We start from the raw sequence: 17,941 nt of genomic DNA on the forward strand, positions 1-17,941 counted from the left end.
TTAGCCGTAGTACCGGTAGGCGTACTGGTAGTGACCGTAGGCGTCGGGGTTGCGACGCACGTCCACGCGGTTGAGCACGCAGCCCACCAGCGGCGCCTGGATGTTGTTGAGCTGGTGGATCGCCCGGCGCACGGTAGCGGTGCTGGTGACATCGGCGCGGGCGACAAACAGCACCGCGTCCGACAGGCGCGACAGCACCAGGGCATCGCTGGCCGCCTGCACCGGCGGCGAGTCGATGATGATGCGCTCGTAGCGCTCGCGCAGCTGCAGCAGCAGTGCCGCGAAAGCCATGGAGCTGACCGTTTCGGCCGGGTTCGGCGGCCGCTGCACCACCGCCAGCACGTGCAGGCCGGAGGCGGCATCGACGTGGATCGCCTCGTCGAGCGTGGCGGTGCCCAGCAGCACTTCCATCAGGCCACGCTGCTGCTTGGGCAGGCCGAGAATCTTGCGCAGCGTCGGCGCGCGCAGATCGCCTTCGATCAGCAGGGTTTTCTCGGTCGCCGCCAGGGTCAGGCCCAGGCAGGTCGCCAGGCTGCTCTTGCCCTCGCCCGGCACCGCCGAGGTAATCACGAAACACTGCTTGCGGCCGGCCACTTCCGCCAGTCGCACGGCCGTGCGTACCGAGCGCACGCCCTCGGCGAACGGGGTTCGCGGATCGTCGCGGAACTGGTTGATGACCCCCGCCGAACGCTTGAAGGCCACGCGCGGCACCACACCGAACAGCGGCACCTGCGCCACGGCCTCCAGATCCTCGACGCTACGCAGCCCCTCGCTCAGCACATGCCGCAGCGAGGCCATGATCACGCCCAGCAGAAAGCCGAACAGCGCAGCGACCACGACGATCTTCGGCCGCTCCGGCAGGATCGGCCCCTTCGGCACCAGGGCAGCATCGGTGACCCGGGCGTTCAGGGGCTCGTAGCTGGTGGTGCTGTCGTTTTCCTTGAATCGCTGAAGGAACATGTCGTAGAGCTGGCGGTTGGTCTGCACCTCGCGCTCCAGCACGCCCAACTCGAACTGCTTGCGGTCCAGCTCGCGCACGCGGGAGGTGGTGGTGCTCACCACATCCGAGAGCTGGCGCTCGGTATCGGCCGCGATCTCGTACTGGTTGCGCACGCCTTCTGCGGCATTCAGCAACTGCTCGTGGAAGGCCCGGCGGGCCGCCTGCAAACTGGCCACCGCCGCAGCCATCTGCGGATGCCGGGAGCCGTAGCGCTCCTCGACGCCCTTCAACACCTGCTGGGCATCGAGCACGCCGGAGCGCGCCTTCTGCACGCCGGCGTCCTGCAACAGCGCGGTGATCTGCTCCAGGCGCTCGCCGTCGCTACCGGCCGCGCGGATGCGCGCGTAGGTGCTGGCCAGTGCTGCCTTGGTGCGTTGCGCCTCGCGCAGCCGCGAGGAATTCTCCATCACTTCCTGATCGACGAGACCGCGGTTGCCACCGACCACCACCAGCTGGTTGCTGTCGCGGAAGGCCTGCAAGGCCTTCTCGGATTTCTTCAGGTCTTCGCTGAGGCCGCCGAGCTTGTCGGTGAGCCAGCGGCTGGCGCGCTGAGTGGCTTCCAGTCGGGCTTCCAGACCGCTTTCGATGAAGACATCCCCCAGCGCCTCGGCCACCTGCTGGGCCAGCTGCGGGTCTCCGGAATGGAAGTGCACGCGCACCAGGCGGGTCTTCGGCACCGGCTGCACCAGGATCTGGCTCATCACCAAGGAGGTGGCGCGCTCACGACGCTGCTCGGCGGTGCTGCTGCTCTCCGCCTCCGGCTCCGGCAGGCCGGGCAACCACTGGGACCAGTCGAGCTTGCGCTTGAGGCTGGTGCCCAGGCTCTCGCTGGCGGCGTCGTGCAGGAAGGCCTCGTTGTCGTCGAGCTTGAGCTTTTTCACCACCCGCTCGGCCAGGCCGCGCGAGCGCAGCAGCTCGTGCTGGGTCGCGTAGTACTCGTCGAGCCCGCCCTGGGTGGGGTCGTAGATTTCGGCAACCTGCACTACCCGCTGGGTGCGGGGTTCGATCAACAGGGTGACGGTCGAGCGGTAGATCGGCGGCAGCGAGAGGGCGATCAGCAGCCCCAGCAGACCAAAAGCAACCGTCACCAGCAGGATGCCGCCACGGTAGCGGCGGAAGAAGCGCCAGAGCGCGGCGATCTCGGAGGAGTTCTGCCGGCCGGCATCAGCCGGGGCCGGCAGCGGTGCGACGGAGGTGGAGGTCAAAACACGCCCTCTTCAACGAACAAGGTATCGCCCGGGTACAGCGGCGCGTCGAGCGCCACCTTTTCGCGGGCGCTGGCGGGAGCGCCTTCGCGCAGCACGTAGACCCGGCGCGGCGAGCCCAGCGGGGTCATGCCGCTGGCCAGGGTCAGGGCCTTCTCCACCGTCAGGCCTTCGGTGAACGGATAGGCGCCAGTGTTGCGCACCGCTCCGGAGACGAATACCGGCCGGTAGCGCACCACGTAGGCACGTACGTCCGGGTTGCGTAGGTAGCCGCCGCGCAGCCGGCGGGCCAGATCCAGTTCCAGCTCGCGGGTGGTGAGGCCGACCGCCGGCACGTAACCGATCAACGGGTAGTTGATGTAGCCGGTGGACTCCACCGAAGCCTCGCCGGAAAGGTCGGCTTCGCGGAACACGTCGATACGGATGCGGTCACCGACACCGAGGCGATAGGTGGCCGCCACGAACTGGGTGCGGGACACGTTGTCGGCCAGCCGGGGCGGTGGCGCGGAGACACAGGCAACAAGGCCGCCGAGAAGCAGCAGGCTAGAGAGAGACTTCAAGATCATCGTACGTTCGCGGTCGCTTAAGGCGTCCAGCGTACCCCCAGTCGAACCTGCGGCGCATCGTAGTCCAGACCATTGAAGGTGGACTCGCGGTTGCGCGAGCTGAGATCGGCGAACAGCGTCAGCGGCGTCAGCACCTGGTAGTCGATGCCGAGGTTGGCATTGACCGTTTCGTCCTTGCGGCCGGAGCCGACGAACTCGCTTTCGACGTAGCTGGTGCTGACCGAGGTATCGAGACGGCTGGTCCAGGACTGCCGCCAGCTCAGCGAGTAGCTCTTGTTGTCGATGTAGAGCGTGTCGTTGCGGTAGGTTTCCGAGGTCGACTCGCCGGTGGAGAGACGCAGCGTCGAGCGCGCGGTCGGCACCCATTCGAGGTTGGCGCGCCAGGCGAAGGCCTGTCGCGACGGGCGGGCGCGGCCGTCCAGCGACACGCTGCGGACGCCGACCTGGACGTCGCCGGAGGTCTTGGCGGTGGCCACCCAACGCACACCGGTGCGCACGGCAAGTTCGTTGAGGTTGCGGTTGCCGCTGGCACGCACCGGAATCTCGTAGTCGATGGCGTTGTTGTTCAGCACGAACAGGAACGCGGTCTTCGGCGAATAGGCGTAGGACAGCAGGTAGCCCAGCTGCAGGGTGTCGTAATTCAGGAAGCGGGTGGCGTCGCGATTGGTGACGTACTCGCGGTTGCGCACCCCGACGCTCAGTTCGTTACGCGCCAGCGAGCTGGGCGAGCCGTAGCCGTAGGTGAGCGACAAGCGGGTCTGGTCCCATTCGTCCACCTCGCCCTGGTCGAACAGCGGCCGTCCTTCTTCGGTGCGGACCAAGCCGGCCGGATCGTGGCCGCGCTGGTAGCCGCCCGCCAGGTCGAAGCTGTGCTTGGTCAGCGGCCGCCAGTCGTAGCGGGCGCTGGCGCCGTAATCAAAATTGCTGTCCAGCGAACCGCGCAGATCGTAGTCGGAGTATTCGCCGTAGCCGTCCAGGCGCAGGCTGCCGATGGAGTCGGTGCGGGTGAGCGAAGCTGAGGGCCGCACCCGGTATCCGTTGGCGGACACGCTTTCGCTGTCTTCGTAGAAAAAATTCTCCACCTGGATGGCGCTGGCCTCGACCGTGACGCCGCCGAGAAAACCACCACCCACCTGATACAGGCGCGGCTGTTGCGCCAGCGCCGGCAGGCTGACCAGGGCGAGCGAGGCCGCCAGAAGGGAAATCGGTTGGGCAAGGCCCCACTGACGACGAGTGACGATCACTGGCTGATGCTCCAGATGTGAAGTTCTCAAATACCCCGGGGGAAATTGCCGCGCTCCGGCACGGCAACCAACAGCCATACGCTAACCGCGCGTCATCCGTTGCAGCAGCTTTTCGAAAGCCTCGGCCTGCTGACGCGGTGACCATGTTAATGCCAAGTCTTTACTTTGCCGAGACATGTTTTCCCTGGCCGGGTCGTCCAAGCGGTGGAACCGGAGCAGGCTTTCGGTCAGCGCCGGCACGTTCGGCGGATAGAGATAGCCGCTGTCGCCGTCGCGCACGAAGGCCGTCGCCGCCCGGCAGGCCTCGCTGGCCAGCACCGGCAGTCCGGCTGCCGCCGCCTCGTGGATCACCACCCCCCAGTGCTCGTCCCGGCTGGGCAGCACCAGGGCCTGGCAGCGCGCCATCCAAGCCGGCAGCTGGTCCGGCTGCACGAAGCCCAGGGCGTGCAGGCCGTCCACCCCCTCGGTCAGGGCGGCCAGCGGGCCGGTACCCGCGACCAGCAGCTCCATCGGCGATTCGACCTGGCGTCGGTAAGCCCGGTAGGCCTCGACCAGCAGATCAACCCCCTTGTCGGCGACCAGCCGGCCGGTGAACAGCAGGGCACGCGGTCGCTGGCGCAGCGGCAACTCGCAGCGGTAGGCCTCGAGGTCGGCGCAATACAGGCCGGTCTCCACCCAGCGATAGCCCAGCCGGCGGGCAAACTCGGCCTGCGGCGCGCCCGCCACCCAGGCGGCGCGCGCCATCGGCCAGAGCCGGAACGGCGCCACCAGCCGGCCCAGTTGCTGGCGCCAGGAGCCGGTCCAGGGATTGTCGATGCCGCAGACCACCGGCCGGCCGTGGCGCCGCAACAGCCGGCCGGCCGCCCGCTCCAGCGGCTCGGTCCAGCCGGCGATATAGGCGGCGTCCGGCAGCGCCTCGGGTCCACGACGCAGCCAGGCACGCCGGTAGCTGCGGTCGCCGTCGGCCACCGCCCGTTCACAGCAGGAAAGATCAAAGGCCCGGAACGGCGCCTGCCCGCTGGCCGGCTCGTAGATCAGCTCCAGGCGATGTCCCCGGGCCGCCAGCGCCTGCAGGAAGCTGATGGTGTAAGGCGCCAGCTGGCGGGCGAAGAGGGTGATGCGCAAGGACGATCCCAAGGAAATGACGGCCGCGCCCGGGTGGTAACGTGTTGGCAAGACCGCCGCCGCAAAATAGCATCCCAGAGCTGACAGACGACGCCGTTTGCAGCCTCCACAGAATCTCCCCAACCTTGTCCCCCAACCTCAAACCCCAGCCCCTGCCCGGCGAAAGCCCGCCGCCGCCGGTGAGCTATGCCACGGCCCTGCTCGGCATCCTCGTCGGCACCCTGGCCGCGATCCTGCTGGTGCCATCCGACTACTTCGAGCCGGGGCAGCTGCGCGCCTCGGCGGTGTGCATGGCCCTGGGACTGCTGGTGGGGCCGATCGCCTCGTCGCTGACCGACCTGCGCGGCTGGCTGCGTGCCGAGAGCGTGATGATGATCGGCCTGGTCTACTGGCTGCTCACCGAACTGCTCTACCCCAGCTACGACGCCTACGAGATCACCCAGGACGGGGTGCTGCGCGCCTACCTCTACATGGGCCTGTTCGCCGCCACGATCCAGATCGGCTCGCTGCTCGCCCATCGCTGGCACTCGCAGATCGCGCCGCTGCGGCCGGCGACCGCCGAGTTCAGCGACCGCTGGCTGTTCAATGTGCTGATCTACAGCTCGCTGCTGGGCATGCTGTCCAAGCTGGTGCCCTGCGATTTTTCCCCGGCCTGCATGGTCGATGGCCTGTTCAGCGGCCGCGCCGACGGCCCCTGGCAGCAGAGCGTGACCGGTGGATCCCTGATCTATCAGCTCGCCTACTTCGGCTACCTGTCGCTGCCGCTGACCGTCGCCCTGCACCACCGGGTCGGGCGCATCGACTGGCGGGTGGTGATCGGCCTGATCCTGTCGACCATCTTCCTGTTGTTCCTGATCCGCGACGGTGGCCGCCGGCTGGTGGGCATGGTCACCGGCGCCGCGCTGCTGACCTGGCTGCTGCTGCAGCCACGCATCGGCCTGCGCCAGTTCGCCATCGGCGGAGTCGCGGGCGTCGCCCTGCTGGCGCTGCTGGAGGTGATGCTGGTGTTCCGAACCTCCGAGGGCGGCATCATCAGCCGCCTGTTCAGCGGCCGCGCCTTCGAGGAAAACCCGCTCGACGAGGGCATCCGGGTCGACAACAACTTCAAGTTCCTGGTCAAGACCCTGGACCTGATCCCGGAATTCATGCCGCACACCGGCTGGGACGCGATCATCTACTGGGCGGTGCGGCCCATCCCCCGGGTGCTGTGGCCGGGCAAACCGATCAATCCCGGCATCGACCTGCCCTGGGAACTGGGCGAACGCTGGGGCGAGGGCTTCACCCTCACCGTCTCGGCGATCGGCGACTGGTACGTCGCTTTCGGTCTGATCTCGATCCTGCTGGCCGGACTGATGATGGGCTTTCTCGGCGGCAAGCTGGTGCTGCACTGGATGCGCCCGACGGTGCGCAACACCGTGCTCTACAGCCTCGGCGCGATGTGCCTGTTCATCGGTCTGCGCAGCTATCTGGAACTGATCCTGATGAGCTATCCGATCCTGGCCTTGCTGTTGTTCAGCAAGCTCACCAGCTGGCTGCCGGACAGCCGCCTGCCGTTCACCCGGACCCTGCGCCGATGACGGCGGAACTGGACATCGCCGGCAATCGCCGCAGCCCGAAGTACCGCCGCCGCGAGCTGATCGAGCGGGTGCTCTGGGGCCTGTGCCAGCCGCTGTTCCGGTTCAGCCCGCGCCATCTCTACGGCTGGCGCAACTTGCTGTTGCGACTGTTCGGCGCCCAGATTGGCCGGCAGGTGCAGGTCTATCCCAGCGCCCGCATCTTCCTGCCCAGTCTGCTGGCGGTCGGCGACCAGACCACCATCGGCCCCGATACCCGGCTCTACAACCTCGGGCCGCTGCGGATCGGCGCCCGGGTCACGGTCTCGCAGGGCGCCCATCTCTGCGGCGGCAGCCATGACGACGCCGACCCGGCCTTCCGCCTGATCCGCGCACAGATCCGCCTCGACGACGGCTGCTGGATCTGCGCCGACGCCTTCGTCGGCCCCTCGGTGACCATCGGCACCGGCGCCGTGCTGGGCGCACGCGCGGTGGCGATGCGCGATGTCCCGGCCTGGCAGGTCCACGCCGGCAACCCGGCCCGCTACATCCGCGACCGCCGCCTGGCGGATCGGTCCAGCCCCTCGCAGTGAACATCCTGCTGACCGTCCCCGACCTCGAGCTGGCCTCGGGCGGCCAACCACTGGCGGCCCTGCGCCTGGCCGGCGAACTGGCCGCGCAGGGGCATGCGGTCAGCCTCGCCTACAGCCACCGCGAGGCGGTGGCGGAGCTGCCACTGCCGGCCAGCATCCATGCCGTCGCGGTTCCCCGCGTCCGGGGCCCCTGGCAACGCTACCGGCGCTTCCGCCTGAGGCTGCAGGCGCTGATCCGCGAACGGCAGATCGAACTGCTGCACGACCACGGCCTCTGGCTGCCGGAAAACGCAGCGGCGATGGCGGCGGCGCGGCGGGCGGGCATCCCGCTGGTCGCCCAGCCCTGCGGCATGCTGCAAGCCTGGTCGCTGAGCCAGAGCCGCTACAAGAAAGCGCTGGCCTGGCGGTTCTATCAGCGTCGGCTGATGGCGGGCGCCGCTGCCGTGGTGGTGACTTCCGAGGACGAGGCGAGGGAACTGCCCCTGCCGCCGCAACCCGGCCGCGAGGTCGCCCGGATTCCGCACGGCATCGACCTGCCGGCGCCGACGCCGGGCGTCGAGCGCCAGCGGCAGGCGCTGTTCCTGGGCCGGCTGCATCCGAAGAAGCAGGTCGATCTGTTGCTGCGACTGTGGTCGGAACTGCGGCCGCCGGGCTGGCAGCTGCTGATTGCCGGCGAGGGCGCGCCCGACTACCAGCAGCAGCTGTACGCCCTGGTCGCGGAGCTGGGTCTGGGCGAGCAGGTGCGCTTTCTCGGCCTGGTCAGCGGCGCCACCAAGCAGGCCTGGCTGGAACAGAGCCAGCTGTTCCTGCAACCCAGCCTGCAAGAGAACTTCGGATTCGCCGTCGCCGAGGCCCTGGCCGCCGGCCTGCCGGCGCTGACCTGCCAGGGCATGCCCTGGTCCCGCCTGCGCGAACAGGAGGCCGGCTGGTGGGTGCCGGCCGACGCCGACTCGGTGCGTGACGCACTCCGCCAAGCGCTGTCACGGTCGCCAGAACAGTTGGCAGCCATGGGCGAGCGGGCGCGGCGGCTGGCCGCCGATTTCGGCTGGGCGAGAACGGCGGACCTCAGCCTCGGCCTGTACCGGCGGCTGCAGGCCGGCCGGTCAGCGAAAGTGCCGGCATGAGCGTTGTTTCCCCGCGCTCCACGCTGCCAAGCCCGCCGATGTCTTCCCACCCCGTCCCCGCCGCCAGCGCCAACGCGACCCGCGACCCGGACGACGCGCGGCCGCCGGTCTGCTGGTTGCTGTGGGGCGATGAGCCCATCGGCGGCGTGCGGCGGGCGCTGCTGAATTTCGCCGGCGGCCTGCGCGCGCGCGGCTGGCCGGTGCAACTGCTCTGCCTGGACGACGGTCCGCTGGCCGAGACCCTGCGATCCCTCGGCTACACCGTGCACTGCCTGCACGAAGACGGCCAGCAACACGCGCGCTACGCCGCGACCGCCGCCAGTGGCCGGCTCGGCCAGCTCGCTGCACTGCGCCAGTTGCGCGGCTACCGGCCGGCGCTCACGGCGGCGCTGCGGCAACTGCGGCCGGCGGTGGTCAGCGTCTACTGGCCAGACTTTCTGCTCCTGGCCGGTGGCCCCTGCCGCCAGCTCGGCATCCGCCTGCTGTGGGAGATGCCGGAGGTGCCCTCGGTCTACCGCTTCCGCCTCAACCAGCGCATCTACGCCGCGCTGCTGGCCTGGTACCGGGTGAAGCCCGTCGCCAACAGCCGCTTCAGCGGCGAGCGGCTGGGCCAGCCGCGCGGGCTGGCGGTGGTCTACCCGCCCTCCGACCCGGCGCAGTTCGACCCGGCCCGCGTGCAGCCCTGGCGGCGTGCTGACTGGCAGTTGCCGGAGGACGCGATCCTGCTCGGCGCGGTGGCGCGGCTGTCGCCGCAGAAATGCGGCGAGGCGCTGATCCAGGCCCTGGCCCTCGCCCGCAGCAAGGAGCCGCGCCTGCATCTGGTCTTCGTCGGCGGGCCGCTCGACTCCCCCTACGCCGAGACGCTGCGTACCCTGGTGCGGCAGCTCCAACTCGGCGCCTTTGTGCACTTCATCCCGGCGGTGGACGACCCGGCGCCGGCGCAGGCGATGATGGATGTGATCCTCAGTTGCCGGCCCGACGCCGAGGGCTTCGGCCTATCCATCGTCGAGGCCATGCTGATGCAGAAACCGGTACTGGCGCGCGCACTGGGCGGCCCCGCCGAAACCGTGCTGGACGGCGTCACCGGCTGGCATCTGGCCGACGCCGAACCGGCGACCATCGCTGCCGGCATTGCCCGCGCCCTGGCCGAACGGCCGCGCTGGCAGGCGATGGGTACGGCGGCGCGCCAGCGCGCCATCGCGCACTACAGCCTCGCGGTCAGCCTGCCGGCCTACGAACGCTGCCTGCGCGCGGAGCCCTGGCGATGAGTAAGCCTGCGGCCCTGCGCATCGCCTGGCTGGTCTGGGGCGACGAGCCCGGCGGCGTCGCCAGCGCGGTGCTCAACAACGGCCGTCTGCTGACCGAGCTGGAGCAGCCGGTCTCGCTGCTCAGTCTGGCCGAGGGCCCGCTGTGCGAGGCAGCCCGCTCACGCGGCTGGCCGGTGCGCCAGGTGCAGCCGGACGGCGCGCTGCACACGCGCTACCTGAGCCATCGCTTCTCGCCGCGTGGGCTCCTGGGCCGCGCCGGCATCCTGTGGACGCTGCGCGCCGCGTTGCGCCGAGCGCTCAGCGCCGAGCGCCCGGATCTGCTCTGCCTGCCCTGGCCCGATCTGATGCCGCTGGCCGGGCCGATCTGCCGCCAACTGGGGATAGGCCTGGTGCTGGAAATGCCCAACACGCCCTCGCCCTACCCGTTCGCGCTCAACCAGCGCATCTACGACGCGATGTCGCGGCGCTGGCGCATCCGGGTGCTGGCCAATAGCGAGTACAGCGCGCGGCATCTGGCGAAGGTACGAGCGCTGTCGGTGGTGACGCCAGCGGTCGATGCCGCGCGCTTCGACCCAGCGCGGGTCAGCGCCATCCCGCGCGCCGCACTGGGCATCCCCGAAGACGCCCTGCTGCTGGCGCAGATCGCCCGCCTCGATCCCAGCAAGGGAGCGGCATTGCTGCTGGACGCGGTCGCGGCGCTGGCCGCCGAAGAGCCCCGCCTGCACCTGCTGCTGGTCGGCGGCCCACTCGCCTCCGATTACGCGCAGGCGCTACAGGCCCGCGCGCAGGCGCTGGGCATCGCCGAGCGCCTGCACTGGGTCGATACCGTCAGCGATCCCGAGCGCTACTGGGCGATGGCCGACTTCGCCGCCAGCACCCGCATCGATGCCGAGCCCTTCGGTCTCGCCATCGTCGAGGCGATGCTGATGCAGAAGCCGGTGCTGGTGCACGCCCTGGGCGCGCCGGCCGAGACCATCGACGACGGCCAGACCGGCTGGCACTACCCATCGCCCGACAGCGCCGCGCTGACAGCCGCACTGCGACGCGCGCTGGCGGCGAAAACGCAGTGGGCTGCGATGGGAGCCCAGGCGCGCGCGACCGCCCTGCGCCGCTACGCCTCCGCCGAGCAGGCGCAGCGCTATCTGGGCCTGCTGCGCCAGCAGGTGCGTGAGGCGGCGACGCCATGAGCCTCCGCGTCTCGGTGATCGTCCCCACCTACCGCGACTGGCCACGGCTGGCGCTGTGCCTGGAAGGCTTGCGCCAGCAGACGCTGCCGGCCGACGAGTTCGAGATCATCGTCGCCGACAACGACGCCACATCGAACCCGCCGCAGCTGCCCGAGGACGTGCGCTATGTGCATGCGCCGGCGGGGTACTCCTACGCCGCCCGCAATGCCGGCGCCGGCCTGGCGCGTGGCGCGGTACTGGCCTTCACCGACGCCGACTGCCAGCCGGCGCCACAGTGGCTGCAAGCCGGCCTTGCGGCGCTGGAGGCACATCCGGAATGGGATCTGGTCGGCGGCCGCATCGACATCATCGCCGGCCAGCAGAACACCGCCGTGCGCTACGAGAGCCTGTTCGAGTTCCAGCAGCAGCAACTGGTGGAGCTGGGCGGCTACTCGGTGACCGCCAACCTGTTCGTGCGCCATGCGGTCTATGCGGCGCGCGGCGGCTTCGACGGCGCGCTGAAATCCTGCGGCGACTCCGAGTTCTGCACCCGCCTGGGCACGCAGGGCCACCGCATCGGGTATGCCGACGCCGCTCTGGTACGCCACCCGGCGCGCGAGACGCTGACGGAAATCCTCGACAAGAACCGCCGTATCGCCAGCGGCCAGTACGACCGCCTGCTGCGCGACTCCGCCGGCAGCCGCCGACGCTTCTACACCCTGCTGCTGCACGCCTTCCGGCCACGGCCACGCGAGTGGTACTACATCCTCGCTGGCGGCCGCGGCAGCGAGATCTACACGCCGGCGCAGCGGCTGCCGGTGATGCTGCTGCGGCTGGGCCTGCACTACCAGATCGCCTGGCGCATGCTGCGCAGCCGGCTCAGCGACCGTCGGGTCGAACACCACATTCGATAATCCATGTCACAAGCCGCACCTGCTCCTCGCATCTCGGTGCTGATTCCGGTCTATCGCGACTGGGACCGCCTGAGCCTCTGCCTCGATGCCCTCGCCCGCCAGACCTGGCCGGCCGAGGACTTCGAGATCATCGCCATCAACAACGACCACCGGCCGCCGCCGGCGGAGTTCCGGCTGCCGGCCGGCGTGACCCTGCTGCAGGAGCCGCGCGGCCACTCCTACGCCGCCCGCAACGCCGGCCTGGCGCTGGCGCGCGGCGAGGTGCTGGCCTTCACCGACGCCGACTGCCAGCCCTCGCCGGACTGGCTCGCCGCCGGCTGGGCCGCGCTGCAGGACAGCGAGGCCGGGCTGGTCGGCGGACGCATCGGCATCCTGGTCGAGCAACCCGGCCTGGTCGCCGACTACGACAGCGTGTTCGCCTTCCCGCAGGAGCGCTACGTCAGCCAGGGCACCTCGGTGACCGCCAACCTGTTCGTGCGCCGCCGGGTGTTCGAGTCGGTGGGGCCGTTCAATGCCGACCTGCAGTCGAGCGGCGACTTCGAGCTGTGCCGCCGCGCCGGCGAGGGCGGGCACCGGCTGATCTATTCCGCCGAAGCGCTGGTGCTGCATCCGGCGCGCGAGAATCTCGACGCCCTGCTGCGCAAGAACCGGCGCGTAGCCGGTGGCTTCCGCCGCCGCGAGTTCGAGCTGCGCGGACGCGGCACCTGGGAGGTGGTCAAGGACCTGCGGGTGATGCTGCGGCCGCGACCGCGCTACTGGTGGCGGATGCTCGCCGGCCACGAGAAGACCGGGCATCTGCCCGTTTCGCGCCGGGTCGGGGTGGTCGCCATCTGCATCCTGCTCTACTACCACTTCGCGCTGTCGGTGCTGCGCAAGCCGCCCAGCAAGGATCAGCACTAGTGCGTGTCGCCATCGTCGCCACCGAATTCCCAGCGGTGTCGCAGACCTTCGTGCTCGACCATGTCGGCGGCCTGCTGGCACGCGGCCATGCGGTCGACATTCACGCGCGGCGCGCCGGCAAGGACAGTGCCGAACATCCCGAAGTCGCGCGTCTCGGCCTGCGCGCCCGGACCCACTACCTGCCGGTACCGCCGCACGGCCGCAGCGCGGTCTGGCGTGATGCCCTGCGCCGTGTCTGGCGGCCGTTGCTCGGCCATCCGGCACGGCTGCGCGCGCTCTGGCGGGCCGGGCCGCGCGATCAGTTCTGGAGCCGCTTCTACGCCGCGCTGCCGTTCTGGAACCAGGGCGGCGACTACCACTTGCTGCACGCGCATTCCGGCCAGAACGGCCAGCGGCTGCTGCCGCTCTACGCCGCCGGCTTGCTGCGCGCGCCGCTGGTGGTGACCTTCCACGGCCACGACGTGCACGGCTATCTGCAAGGCCGTCCGGCGGACTACTACGCGCCGCTATTCGCCCGCGCCGCCGCGCTGGTGGTGTGTTCGGAGTTCATGCGCGCACGGCTGCTGGCGCTCGGTGCGCCGGCCCAGAAGCTGCGGCTGATCGCCAACGGCATCGACCCGGAGCGCTACCACTGGCGCCTGCGCGAGGCGCCGCAGGGGCGGCCGGTGGAGCTGCTCAGCGTCGGCCGGCTGGTGGAGTTCAAGGGCCTGAAATTTCTGCTCTCGGCGCTGGCCGAGCCGGCGCTGGCGCAGCGCCCGCTGCGCCTGCAAGTGGTCGGCGACGGCCCGCTGCGCACCGCGCTGGAAGCGCAGGCGCGCGAACTCGGGCTGCAAGAGCGCGTGCGCTTTCTCGGCGCCCAGCCGCGCGAGGCGGTGCAGGCTCTGATGGACAGCGCTGATCTCTATGTGGCGCCGGTGGTGGTCGATGCCGAGGGCAATACCGAGACCCAGGGCGTGGCCCTGTTGGAGGCGCTCGCCTGCGGTCTGCCGGTGATCGCCAGCGCGGTCGGCGGCATTCCGGAAACCCTGGGCGAGGCTGCGGCGGCCCTGGTGCCGCCGGGCGAGCCGGCGGCCCTGGCCACCGCCATCGCCAGGCTGCTCGACGACCGCGAACGCTGGCCCCTGCTCAGCCGGGCCGGCCGCGCGCGGGTCGATACGCATTACCAGAACCAGGCCTGGCTGGACCGCCTGGAACAGCTCTACAACTCCCTCAACGCGAACAACTAAAGGAAGCGCGGACATGAAGATCGGACTGGTGGTCACCACCATACAGGCGCCCAACCCGGTGATGCAGGCGCTGGCCGCGCAGGCGCAGGCCAGCCAGGCCGAGTTCGTGGTGATCGGCGACCGCAAGTCGCCGCCGGTATTCGAGCTGGAAGGCGCGGACTACTACGACCTCGCCCGCCAGAATGCGGTGCTGCCGGAGTTCAGCCAGGCACTGCCGGTGGGCCATTACGCGCGCAAGAACCTTGGCTATCTGCTAGCCCTGCAACGCGGCTGCGAATGGCTGGTGGAAACCGACGACGACAACTATCCGCTCGACAACTTCTTCAGCCTGGTGCGCGGCGACGAGCTGCGCGCACGCCGGCTGCGCAGCGAGTCGCGCTGGCTCAATGCCTATCGCTATTTCTCGCCCAGCGAGCCGGTGTGGCCGCGCGGCTATCCGCTGGAAAAGCTGGCGGAAGACCTGGCCAGCAAGGCCAGCGAGCAATGGGAGCTGGAACGCCCGGCGCTGGTGCAGGGTCTGGCCGACGACAACCCCGATGTCGATGCGGTCTACCGCCTGACCCGGCCGCTGCCGGTCAACTTCGACCGCCAGGCGGCGGCGATCTCGCTGGAGTCCGGCCTCTGGTGTCCGTTCAACAGTCAGAACACCTGGTTCCGCCGCGACATCGCCGCGCTCTGCTATCTGCCCTCGTATTGCAGCTTCCGGATGACCGACATCTGGCGCAGCTTCGTGGCACAGCGCTGCCTCTGGGCGCTGGGCGAGAGAGTCATTTTCACCGCCCCCAGCGTCCGCCAGGAGCGCAATGAGCACAACCTGCTGCGCGACTTCGCCGACGAGGTGCCGGGCTATCTCAACAACGAGCGCATCGTCGTCGCTCTGGCCGACTGCGCGCTGCAAGGCGAGGTGCGCGGCGACCTGCGCCGTTGCTACCAGGCGCTGGTGAGCTTGGGAGTGATCCCGGAAAAGGAGCTGGCGCTGGTGGATCTCTGGCTGGCTGGGCTGCCGCCCGCCTGACCGGAGGGCGCCGAAGCCGGGCTACCCGGAAAGCTGGCGCAAGAAGTCGAGCACCGCCGCGTTGAAGCGCTGCGGCTGCTCAAGGTGCATGAAGTGGCCGGCGCCGGCGATGGCCACTTCCTGCAACCCGGCGGCGAACAGGTGCGACTGGCCGGCAAACATCTCGGCCGCGACGCAGCCGTCGTCCTGCCCGTGGATGACACAGGCCGGTACCGGGGTGGGTGCCAGAACCAGCTGCCAGATCTCCGAAGACAGCAGCGCCGCAGGCAGGGCCCGGTAGTAAGACAAAGCCGCCGTCAGCCTGGAACGCTCGGCGAACCCAGCCCAGACCGGCGCCAACGCCGCAACCGTCTCCAGACCCGGCGACCAGTCCCTGGAAAGCGCCTGCAAGGGCCGCAGCTGCTCCGCCAGCAGCCGGGATTCGGTGCCCGGCCACTGGAATTTGAGCATGTAGCGTGAGCGCCAGAGCTGCGCGGCGGTCGGCCGCAGCAGGAAGCGGCGCAGGTGCGGGATCGCCGCCGTCACCACGCCACGCACGCGGTCCGGCCGCAGGGCGGCCGCCAGATAGGTGGCCACCGCGCCCCAGTCGTGGCCGACCAGGACCGCCTGCTTGGCCCCCAGGTGGTCGATCAAGGCGATGGCGTCGCGCGCCAGCGCCACCGCACTGTAATCGCCATCGGTCGGCAGGCTGGTCGGCTGATAGCCGCGCATCGCCACCGCGACTGCCCGATAGCCCTCGGCGGCCAGCCCCTGGATCAACGGCTGGAAGCTGAGCGCGGAATCCGGAAAGCCATGCAGGCAGAGCACCAGCGGCCCATCGACCGGGCCGGCCTCGAGCAAGCCAAACTCCAGCCCGTTGGCGGGCTGGAAACGGAATACCGGCGGGGGGGCGAATGGCTTCATTCAAAAAACAGCGATGGCCGCTCGGGGATACGCAGCTGCACGGCGTCATAGGTGAGATCGTACAAAGCCGGGCCATCACGCACCATCTGACCGCCATCGCGGGTCAGAGGCCTGAACACGAAACTGCCCGAGGCGCGGGTGGACCGGGGCTGGAAGAGGTCGAACGGAATCACGAAGTAAAAGCCTTTATCGAACGAGCCCTCGCCGAACTGGTCCGCAGAGACATTGGTCTTGGTCGCAAACACGCCTGCCCGCATACCATTGGCGAAGCGCCGGGAGAGTTCGACCGTTCCACCACGATCCCCGGCCAGGTACTGGCCCAGACTCAGCTTGAGCAACAGGTTGGGACGAGGCAGCTGGAAGTACCCGGTGAGGTTGCCGGTAGTGACCTCGTAGTCCCGGAAGCGAAAACGCTGATCGAAGTCGCGCTGACGCACGCGATTGAGGTTCATCCCAACCGCCCAGCGAGGATCGTCGGGGCGATACAGCAGTTCGCCAGCGACACCGCCGTACATCTCTTCAAAAATGCCCGCAGAGAATCGGCCGTACCAGTTCGAGCCGAGCTGGCGAATGTAGTCGCTTTCCAAGCGGACCAGCGACTGCTCACCCTCCTGGAGGTAGCGCACGATGTCGCTACGAACATGCGGTAGCACGCTGTCTGATTTCAGCTTGATCTGGTCGAAGTTGTTATAGACGTTGGCGCCCAGCTGGGCGCTCAGACTCCAGCGTTCAGTGAGGCTGACACCGGCTGCCGCACGCAGCCAAATCTGCCCGAAGTAGAACCCATCGGGCCCGCCAACACTGGACCGCAGTTGGGGGCTGAATCCGCCGCGAAACGAAGGAAAGTCGAGACGGCGTGGAAACTGGGGTGCCGGCTTGTTCGGTTCCGGACTGCTAATGATCAAGGTGCGCCGGAACTCATCTTCCGATATGGCGCCAAGCACGGTTCGATCCAGCGACGGTCGGTGCACCGAAACCTGATAGATCTCGGCACCGGCAACCTTGCCAGTCAGACGCAACTCGGACACCGAGTCAGGCAACACCGTTGAGGCCGCACGTGCAGCGCGCCCGACGGCCTTCAGGGGCTCGTTGTAGGGCAGGCTGCCCAGCCAGAGATCAGCACGCCGCTGCTCTGGATCAAGCGCGAACCCAGTCAGGCCGATCCGTTGCCGCTGCAAAACCGACTGAACCTCCCCCCCCAGTTTTTCGGGGTTCGCTACAGGGGATACGGCTACGGTTGCAGCAGCCGACGACCGGTGAGGAGGGGGGGGCGGCGGGTCAAACAATTTCGGGAAGCCGGGCGAGCTGACGAAATTGCTCTGCAATGCCAGCTGGAAGGCCAGGATGTCCCCGCGCTGGTAGGACAGACCCAGCTGGACGCCGAATGGAAGCCGGTACTTAAGGCCGACATTAACCGGCCAGCGGACCGTCTGATTATTGTCCTTAGGCTCCTTGCTGAAATCATTGGCGTCGTATTCGGCCACCGCCTCCAATCCCGACACTGGGGTTTGCCAAACCACGCCGCCGAACAGCCCGAGTCGCCGGCCGCCGAAGTAACCTTTGACTCCCAGGCTGCCGGCGCGCGGCACTTCCTCCGCTTGGCCCGTCAAACCCTCAAAAGGATTGGGCAGCACACCGGAACCCGCCATGCGTCCCCAGCCAACTCCCAGGCTCCAGTCGAACGAATAATGGCGACGACTCGCCACCAAGTACTGACTGGCGAACAGACTACTGCCGCCAACGTCCCTCAACCCCAGCGCCAACTCCGGCAGCAGATCCGACTCGCGCGCCAGGCGTAGGCGGGCGTCGAAGGAACGGTCCTTATACGACTGCTCTCCACTGAACTCGGGAATGTCCGAGTAAAGGCGGTTGGTGATATCGGTGTAACGCAGTGTGGTTTCGATACCGGGCAGCGGCACCAAGGTGACAAACAAGCGGTTGTAGGGCGCGCCACTGGAAACACCGAGCGAGAAATCCCCGTCGCCGCCGTAGCGGGCTGTGGGGGTCTGCCAGAGTCCGGTCCCTCCGTAATCGTTGACCGACAAGATCGGCTGCGCCCAAGCGGGCTGAAAAGCAAGGGCCGCCACTAGCAGCAGCCAGCACGGAACCAGGGTCCGGCCGCGCCGAATACTGTTCATC

15 protein-coding genes are annotated in these 17,941 nt (G+C 68.9%); 9 read left to right on the forward strand and 6 right to left on the reverse strand.

Features of this window, described 5'->3' with window-relative positions; all coding sequences use genetic code 11:
- From ED208_RS05905 to ED208_RS05920, 4 genes are all read right to left on the reverse strand, one after another.
- The gene (locus tag ED208_RS05905; RefSeq protein ID WP_123210948.1) at nt 1-2,205 is read right to left on the reverse strand and encodes a GumC family protein; all 2,205 of its coding nucleotides are present in this window, start codon (nt 2,203-2,205) and stop codon (nt 1-3) included.
- Nucleotides 2,202-2,765 (reverse strand): polysaccharide biosynthesis/export family protein, encoded by a 564-nt coding sequence (locus tag ED208_RS05910; RefSeq protein WP_158608457.1) that lies wholly within the window; start codon nt 2,763-2,765, stop codon nt 2,202-2,204. The genes ED208_RS05905 and ED208_RS05910 overlap by 4 nt, the downstream gene beginning before the upstream one ends.
- 23 nt (nt 2,766-2,788) lie before the next feature.
- A complete protein-coding gene (locus tag ED208_RS05915) occupies nt 2,789-4,015 on the reverse strand; it encodes an outer membrane beta-barrel protein (RefSeq protein ID WP_158608458.1) in 1,227 nt (408 codons plus the stop codon).
- A gap of 81 nt (nt 4,016-4,096) precedes the next feature.
- Nucleotides 4,097-5,140: a glycosyltransferase family 4 protein gene (locus ED208_RS05920; RefSeq protein WP_123210951.1), complete on the reverse strand. Its 1,044-nt coding sequence runs from the start codon at nt 5,138-5,140 to the stop codon at nt 4,097-4,099.
- 125 nt (nt 5,141-5,265) lie between these two features.
- Here ED208_RS05920 and ED208_RS05925 point away from each other — a divergent pair, with 125 nt between their 5' ends.
- Genes ED208_RS05925 through ED208_RS05965 form a run of 9 tightly spaced genes read left to right on the forward strand, consistent with a single transcriptional unit; the run spans nt 5,266 to nt 14,899 of the window.
- Complete coding sequence (locus ED208_RS05925; RefSeq protein WP_123210952.1) at nt 5,266-6,717, forward strand: O-antigen polymerase; 1,452 nt, start codon at nt 5,266-5,268, stop codon at nt 6,715-6,717.
- Nucleotides 6,714-7,286 (forward strand): LbetaH domain-containing protein, encoded by a 573-nt coding sequence (locus ED208_RS05930; RefSeq protein WP_123210953.1) that lies wholly within the window; start codon nt 6,714-6,716, stop codon nt 7,284-7,286. The genes ED208_RS05925 and ED208_RS05930 overlap by 4 nt, the downstream gene beginning before the upstream one ends.
- Nucleotides 7,283-8,410, forward strand: a complete 1,128-nt coding sequence (locus ED208_RS05935; protein WP_123210954.1) for a glycosyltransferase — start codon at nt 7,283-7,285, stop codon at nt 8,408-8,410. The genes ED208_RS05930 and ED208_RS05935 overlap by 4 nt, the downstream gene beginning before the upstream one ends.
- Before the next feature lie 38 nt (nt 8,411-8,448).
- Nucleotides 8,449-9,678 (forward strand): glycosyltransferase family 4 protein, encoded by a 1,230-nt coding sequence (locus tag ED208_RS05940; protein WP_158608459.1) that lies wholly within the window; start codon nt 8,449-8,451, stop codon nt 9,676-9,678.
- Nucleotides 9,675-10,865 carry a glycosyltransferase family 4 protein gene (locus tag ED208_RS05945; protein WP_123210956.1) on the forward strand — a complete coding sequence of 397 codons (1,191 nt, stop codon included), beginning with the start codon at nt 9,675-9,677 and terminating at the stop codon, nt 10,863-10,865. Before ED208_RS05940 ends, ED208_RS05945 begins: the two co-directional genes overlap by 4 nt.
- Nucleotides 10,862-11,758 carry a glycosyltransferase family 2 protein gene (locus ED208_RS05950; protein ID WP_123210957.1) on the forward strand — a complete coding sequence of 299 codons (897 nt, stop codon included), beginning with the start codon at nt 10,862-10,864 and terminating at the stop codon, nt 11,756-11,758. Before ED208_RS05945 ends, ED208_RS05950 begins: the two co-directional genes overlap by 4 nt.
- A 3-nt stretch (nt 11,759-11,761) precedes the next feature.
- Nucleotides 11,762-12,658: a glycosyltransferase family 2 protein gene (locus tag ED208_RS05955; protein ID WP_123210958.1), complete on the forward strand. Its 897-nt coding sequence runs from the start codon at nt 11,762-11,764 to the stop codon at nt 12,656-12,658.
- Nucleotides 12,658-13,884: a glycosyltransferase gene (locus tag ED208_RS05960; RefSeq protein WP_158608460.1), complete on the forward strand. Its 1,227-nt coding sequence runs from the start codon at nt 12,658-12,660 to the stop codon at nt 13,882-13,884. The genes ED208_RS05955 and ED208_RS05960 overlap by 1 nt, the downstream gene beginning before the upstream one ends.
- Before the next feature lie 13 nt (nt 13,885-13,897).
- Nucleotides 13,898-14,899 carry an STELLO glycosyltransferase family protein gene (locus ED208_RS05965; protein WP_123210960.1) on the forward strand — a complete coding sequence of 334 codons (1,002 nt, stop codon included), beginning with the start codon at nt 13,898-13,900 and terminating at the stop codon, nt 14,897-14,899.
- Nucleotides 14,900-14,920: 21 nt separating this feature from the next.
- Here the strand turns inward: ED208_RS05965 and ED208_RS05970 are convergent, their stop codons facing one another.
- Nucleotides 14,921-15,802, reverse strand: coding sequence for an alpha/beta fold hydrolase (locus tag ED208_RS05970; RefSeq protein WP_123210961.1), 882 nt, complete (start codon nt 15,800-15,802; stop codon nt 14,921-14,923).
- Complete coding sequence (locus ED208_RS05975) at nt 15,799-17,940, reverse strand: YjbH domain-containing protein (protein ID WP_123210962.1); 2,142 nt, start codon at nt 17,938-17,940, stop codon at nt 15,799-15,801. The genes ED208_RS05970 and ED208_RS05975 overlap by 4 nt, the downstream gene beginning before the upstream one ends.
- Nucleotide 17,941 lies beyond the last annotated feature (1 nt).

The sequence above is a fragment of the Stagnimonas aquatica genome, assembly GCF_003730135.1.
Lineage (GTDB): Bacteria > Pseudomonadota > Gammaproteobacteria > Nevskiales > Nevskiaceae > Stagnimonas > Stagnimonas aquatica.

Excerpts from the sequence above, each read along its gene's own strand:
- ED208_RS05965 (WP_123210960.1), top strand. The coding sequence starts at position 13,898 with ATGAAGATCGGACTGGTGGTCACCACCATACAGGCGCCCAACCCGGTG.
- ED208_RS05940 (WP_158608459.1), top strand. The coding sequence starts at position 8,449 with ATGTCTTCCCACCCCGTCCCCGCCGCCAGCGCCAACGCGACCCGCGAC.
- ED208_RS05950 (WP_123210957.1), top strand. The coding sequence starts at position 10,862 with ATGAGCCTCCGCGTCTCGGTGATCGTCCCCACCTACCGCGACTGGCCA.
- ED208_RS05975 (WP_123210962.1), bottom strand. The coding sequence starts at position 17,940 with ATGAACAGTATTCGGCGCGGCCGGACCCTGGTTCCGTGCTGGCTGCTG.
- ED208_RS05955 (WP_123210958.1), top strand. The coding sequence starts at position 11,762 with ATGTCACAAGCCGCACCTGCTCCTCGCATCTCGGTGCTGATTCCGGTC.
- ED208_RS05930 (WP_123210953.1), top strand. The coding sequence starts at position 6,714 with ATGACGGCGGAACTGGACATCGCCGGCAATCGCCGCAGCCCGAAGTAC.
- ED208_RS05970 (WP_123210961.1), bottom strand. The coding sequence starts at position 15,802 with ATGAAGCCATTCGCCCCCCCGCCGGTATTCCGTTTCCAGCCCGCCAAC.
- ED208_RS05945 (WP_123210956.1), top strand. The coding sequence starts at position 9,675 with ATGAGTAAGCCTGCGGCCCTGCGCATCGCCTGGCTGGTCTGGGGCGAC.